We start from the raw sequence: 6,060 nt of genomic DNA on the forward strand, positions 1-6,060 counted from the left end.
CATCTTTGCATATAGAAAGAGAATTTTTAATTGTTTCTGAATTATCACTCATAAGTATTAAATTTTTTCCTGTTTCATAACATCTTTTAACAATATCAATAAATTTACCTTTCCCCTCATCCTTAATTCCAATAAACTCTGCTTTAAGTTCTATTCCTACCCTTGAATAGTTAAAGTCAGTAATATTTTTTATTTCTCTGTTTATCTCCTGTTCTTCCATACTTTCCTTTATTAAAACTCCAATTCCTGTTGGATTATAAAATGTTTTTTCATGCCTGTATAAAACTGTCTCTCCTCCAAGATTAACTTTTTCTTTATTACCTACAGTTATTGTTTTTATTGGAGGAGCACTTACTGCAGAGAGTTGCTTTTTTGCTTCTTCACTTATATGAGGACATTGAGATAATTCAGCTTTACCTATCGCGATTTGCATTGCAAAAGCAAGACATGTCGGAAACCCACATTCTTTACAGTTTGTCTTTGGTAAAAACTTAAAAATATCAAGTGGTTTTAAAGCCATTTCCCCTCCTTTTTTTAAATTATAAATTAGAAAGTAAAAAATTCAAAAATTTTTTAACTTCACTGTAAGCAGATGAATTTTCAGAAAGATTTAAGAGCCCTTTATTTTCTTCTATTAAACTATAAATTTCCTCATCAAAAGGAATTGTGAAAGCAATTGGGATTAAAGTTTTAACCTCATTTAAATTTTTCTTCATAAATTCATTTAAAACAAGATATGTTTTTTTGATGCTTAATTCAAGAGAATTTATCATTTTGTATATATTTTCTGCTGTTCTTAAAGAGATTTTATCACAAAGGGAAACAATAAAAAGAATATCAAGGTCTCCTGATGTCCTTCTTGAGATATGCTCCATTCCTGCCTCATTATCCATAACAATAAAGAGGTAGTTTTTTTCAATTTTTTCCATCCACTCTCTTAAAAGATTATTTGCATAACAATAACAACCAGGTCCTTCTGTCTTTCCCATAACAAGTAAATCAAATCCCTTTTCTTCCTTAATTGCCTCCTGAATCCTTATTTCAAGATATTTTGATTTTTCCATTCCATAAGGTAAATTATTCTTTATTTTTTCTATCTCATCAACTATTTCAACAAGGGATTTTGGCTGTGGAATACCAAGATTCTCAGCAAGATTACTATTTGGGTCTGCATCTATAGCAAGTATTGGTTTTTTGTTCATTTTTAAAAGAGAAAGAATAATCAATGAAGTTAAAGTTGTTTTACCTGTTCCACCTTTTCCTGCTACACCAATTTTTAATGGTTTCATTTTTCAAAATCAGTATGTGGTATAAAAAGTGCTTTTAGGTACTCTTCCATATAAATTGGACTTCTTGACAAATCTATATATGTAAGTTTCTTTATTATCTCTTTTGACAACTTTCTGAATTTCTCACTTAAAATAAAACTTTCTGCTCCTAATAGAGAAGTATTTCCAAGAAATTTAAATCTTTCTTCAGGTAAATTAGGAAAAAGCCCTATCTCTATTGATTTTTTTATATTTAAATGTTTCCCAAATCCACCTGCAATATAGAATTTTTTTACATCCTCAATTTTTATTCCGAGTGTTTTTAAAACAGTAGAAATTGCAGAATATATTGCTCCTTTTGCTCTTATCAAGTTATCTATATCTGCTTGTGTAATTACAATCTTTTCTCCTTTTTTATTTTCTGCAACTATAAATTCTTTAATCCCTTCATTTTCAATAATTCTCTCATTTTCCTTTATAAAATTACCGTTTCTGTCAATTATTCCATTTTTATAAAGTTCAGAAAGTAATTCAATATATCCAGAACCACAGATTCCTATTGGCTCTACTCCACCTATTGTTTCAAAAAATACATCTCCATTACTTATTTTTACTTTCTGTATTGCTCCTTTTATTGCCCTTACCCCATTTTTAACACCACTTCCTTCAAAACATGGACCTGCAGAAGCAGCACAACATACTAAAAAATCTTTATTCCCTACAACAATTTCACCATTTGTTCCAATATCAAGGAAAATAGAAAGTACATCTTCTTTATAAATACCTGAAACTATAATACCAGAAGTTATATCTCCACCCACATAAGGAAATCCCCCAGGAACTATTTCACATATTCCAGAAGGGTTTATTTTAATACCTATTTCTGCACTTTTAATTAAAGGGAATTCATTTGCAATAGGTATATATGGTTCTTTTCTTAAAAATGAAGGATTTATTTTTAAAAGAAGGTGAACCATGGTCATATTTCCAGAAATTGAAATTCCAGTTATGTCATTTATTGAAATACCACACTTTTTTGATAAGTTTATTATCATATCATTTATTGTTTCTGTCACAACATGATGTAAATTTTCAAGTCCATCTTTTTTTTCAGCATATACAATCCTTGAAATTATATCATCTCCAAAAGATGCTTGTCTATTAAATGTTATTTCTGTTTTTAGAACATCACCTTTATTAATATCAATTAAACTTGCTGAAATAGTTGTAGTCCCAATATCCACAGCAATCCCGTAATTTCTTTTAGATGTATCACCCGGTTCTATATTAAGTATTTCCACCATGTCATCATTTTCTATTAAAGTCACTGTTATCTCCCAGAAACTGCTTCTTATAAGATTTGGTAATTTTCGTAAATTTGAAATATCAATTCTAAATTTTTCTTTATTTATATATTTTCTTAAATTTCTTTTAACTCTTTCATAATCACTTAAAGTATCGGAAAAATTTGGGGATGGTAATCTCAAAAATATTTTTTTAATAAGCGGAGAAAATGAAAATAATTCTTTTACATCAATTCTAATATGTTCAAATTCTTCTCCTTTTTCAAATTCTCTCTCTATTTTTTCAGGAATAACTGTCTCAGGAAGTAATTCAATTTCCATATTATCAAGTATTGTTGTTCTACATGCAAGATAAATATTATTTCTTTTCTCTTCTTCAGTAATTTTCCCTGTTGGTTCAGAATAAAAATCACCTTTTAATATTTTCACTTTACATCTTCCACAAATACCTTTTCCACCACAACTTGATGTAATAAAAATATTTCCTTTTATTAAAGCAGACAAAATATCTGTTCCTTTCCTTATTGGTATCTTTTTATCAAGTGGTTTAACAGTAAGGATAAAATACTCTTTCATTTTAAAATTTCTTCAATATCAACATTTTCCTCTATAATTTTTTTTGCTATTTCAATCTTATCTAAATCGTTTTCTGTTAATTTAACAACAAGGTCATTAATTTTTGAAGCAACTATATATGTTTCTTCTTCTGCTACAATTGTTGGAAAATCATATTTTTTAATAAGTTCAAGTATTGTTTTATGAGGATATATACCACCTGTTAAAACGATACCTTTTATTAAATTCTGCATTGATGTAGAAAGTGCAGCAAGAATTATGTCTTCTCTGTCCCTTGGGTTATCAATAATGAATCTGGTTTAAAATAATCAAGTGCATGTCTTGGAGTCATTGCACCAACAATTACATTCTTTATTTTTTCCCTCATTTTATTCCAACCAGTAATTATTTTTCCATTAACTGCATCACATATTTGAAAAAGATTTGGTTGAGTAAGATAAGGAACATATGGAATAAGGCCTAAAAGTTTTAAATCAATTTTTTGGAAAAACTTATTTAGGTATTTTTCAAGTATATCCTTTTTTTCCTCTTGAACTTTATTTATAATCACTCCTTTAATAGAAACATTTTTTTCTTTAAAAAGAGAAAGATTAAGAGATATTTCATCTGCTGGTTTTCCTATTCCACCAATTGAAATTAAAATAACGGGTGAATTTAAAATTCTTGCTACTTCTGCATTGTTTAAATCAAAAATTGAGCCAACTCCAGCATGTCCAGTTCCTTCAATTATAACCATTTCTTTATCCTCAGAAATCTTCTCATAACTCTTTTTAATCTTTTCAACAAGTTCATCTTTATTTGGATTATCAAGATAATTTCTTGTAAAACCTTCCTCAACAGCAATTGGATTCATATCTTCAAGTTCATTCTCTAATTTACAAATTCTTTTTAGTAAAACCGCATCCTTATCTACTTTTTTACCATCAATAACTAAATATTTTTGACCAACTGGTTTAATAAATCCAATTTTATCAACATATTTTTTCAAAACAAGGAAAAGCCCTATACTTATAACTGTCTTTCTATCATTTTGTCTTGTTGCTGCAATAAATATATTTTTTGGCATAATTTAATTATACCAAAAATTTGACTTTTTTGAAAATCTGCTCTAAAATTATTTTCTTATGAAAATAGCAATTTCTGGTAAAGGTGGAACGGGTAAAACAACAATATCTGCTTGTATTTCAAAAGTATATCTTGAAAAAGGAAAAAGAGTTATATTGATTGATGCAGACCCTGACAGTAATTTAAAATCAACTCTCAACATAAAAGAAGAAATCATACCTTTAATTGAATTAAAAGAGATTATTGCTGAAAGGACAGGGACAAAACCAGGAGAAAGAGCAATTATATTTAAAATGAATCCAGAAGTTGATGATATCCCAGAAAGATTTTTTTACAGAAATGGAAATTTACTTGTAGGAATTATGGGAACTGTAAGGGGTGGTGGTCTTGGATGTATGTGTCCTGAAAATGCATTTTTAAAAGCAGTTATAAGGAATTTAATTTTAAAAAGAGATGATGTTGTTGTACTTGATATGGAGGCAGGAATTGAGCATCTTGGAAGAGGAACAACTGAAGGGATTGATTGGTTATTAATTATAACTGAACCAACCGAAAAAAGCATTGAAACGACTGAAAGAATTGAAAAACTTGCAAAAGAAATAAAGATAAAAAAAACTGGTGTAATTGGAAATAAAATTGAATCTGAAATTGAGAAAAATTTTATAATTGAAAAACTAAAAAATTCAGAAATACTTGGCTATATCCCCTATTTCCCTGAAATGAAAAAAGGAGAAATAGAAGGAAAGACGCCATGGGAAAGTGCACCTATAATTTTGAATTATATTAAAGAGATAGTTGCAAAAATGGAGGCAAAAAATGGAAGATAAAAAAGTTCTTGGAGAAACATATGAAGAAGGAAAACCAAAAAAATCTCTTAAATGGAAAAAATTTGAAAATAAAGATGAGATGATAAAATTTATAAAAGTAAGTGAAAGATATTGGTTTGGTGAAGGATATGGAAGTGAAAAGAGAAAAACACCTGCATAAAAAGGAGAAAATATGGACGAATTAAAATTGAATTATACGGGAAAAATAAGAGAAATTGAAATTGGTATAGGCGAAAAAAAGATAAAAGTTGGTGGACAGAATGGATTTAATTTTCATTATTTTGAATGTGAATTCCCAAATGAACCTATAATATCTTTTGAAGTATGGGATAGTCAACCTGAAGAATGGCCTGAAAATTGTTTATCTCCTTATAAAGATGTCATAAATGACCCTTTAAGTTGGGCAAAAAAATGTGTAAATGAATATGGTGCTAAATGTTTAACTATATTTTTAAATTCAACAGACCCGAATGGAATGAATAAAAGTGCTTCAGATGTAAGACCAATAGTTGAAAAAATTGTAAACGGGATAGATGTCCCTTTAATCTTCTGGGGAAGTGGAAATGTTGAAAAAGATATAGAAGTTTTAAAAATGGTTTGTGAAGTGGCAAGTGGAAAAAATATAGTAGTTGGACCAGTTGTTGATAAGAATTATAAACAGATAGGTGCTTCTGCTATTGCTTATAAACAAGTGGTAATTGCTTCAACACCGATTGATATAAATCTTGCAAAACAATTAAATATTTTACTTTTAGAACTCGGTGTACCTGAAAATAAAATAATTATGGACCCAACAGTTGGTTCTCTTGGTTATGGAATTGAATATACATATTCAGTTATGGAGAGAGATAGAATTGCTGGACTTTTACAGGGAGATGATAAACTTGCCTTTCCTATTTATTGTTATTTATCAAAAGAGGTCTGGAAAATTAAAGAGGTAAGTATCCCTGAAAATATGGATGTTAAACTTGGTAAAGAAAAAGAAAGAGGTATTATGTTTGAAGGTATAACAGCAACTTT

6 protein-coding genes and 1 pseudogene are annotated in these 6,060 nt (G+C 28.6%); 3 read left to right on the top strand and 4 right to left on the bottom strand.

Going from position 1 to position 6,060, the window contains the following annotated elements; translation table 11 throughout:
* The 4 genes and pseudogenes from PKV21_08610 to PKV21_08625 form a co-directional block, all read right to left on the bottom strand.
* Positions 1-520: (Fe-S)-binding protein (locus tag PKV21_08610; protein ID HOM27549.1), on the bottom strand; the 520-nt coding region annotated here is incomplete at its 3' end.
* Positions 521-539: 19 nt separating this feature from the next.
* Positions 540-1,289, bottom strand: coding sequence for an AAA family ATPase (locus PKV21_08615; GenBank protein HOM27550.1), 750 nt, complete (start codon positions 1,287-1,289; stop codon positions 540-542).
* Entirely contained in the window at positions 1,286-3,148 is a 1,863-nt protein-coding gene (locus PKV21_08620; protein HOM27551.1) for an ASKHA domain-containing protein, read from the bottom strand. Before PKV21_08620 ends, PKV21_08615 begins: the two co-directional genes overlap by 4 nt.
* Positions 3,145-4,214, bottom strand: a pseudogene (locus PKV21_08625) (AAA family ATPase). The gene PKV21_08620 and the pseudogene PKV21_08625 overlap by 4 nt, the downstream one beginning before the upstream one ends.
* Positions 4,215-4,272: 58 nt before the next feature.
* On the opposite strand from PKV21_08625, the gene PKV21_08630 reads away from it, so the two are divergent.
* From PKV21_08630 to PKV21_08640, 3 genes are all read left to right on the top strand, one after another.
* Positions 4,273-5,040 (top strand): AAA family ATPase, encoded by a 768-nt coding sequence (locus PKV21_08630; GenBank protein HOM27552.1) that lies wholly within the window; start codon positions 4,273-4,275, stop codon positions 5,038-5,040.
* Entirely contained in the window at positions 5,030-5,200 is a 171-nt protein-coding gene (locus tag PKV21_08635; GenBank protein HOM27553.1) for a hypothetical protein, read from the top strand. The genes PKV21_08630 and PKV21_08635 overlap by 11 nt, the downstream gene beginning before the upstream one ends.
* 12 nt (positions 5,201-5,212) lie before the next feature.
* The coding region (locus tag PKV21_08640) for an acetyl-CoA decarbonylase/synthase complex subunit delta (protein HOM27554.1) at positions 5,213-6,060 on the top strand (848 nt) is incomplete at its 3' end.

It is taken from the genome of bacterium, assembly GCA_035371905.1.
Lineage (GTDB): Bacteria > Ratteibacteria > UBA8468 > B48-G9 > JAFGKM01 > JAMWDI01.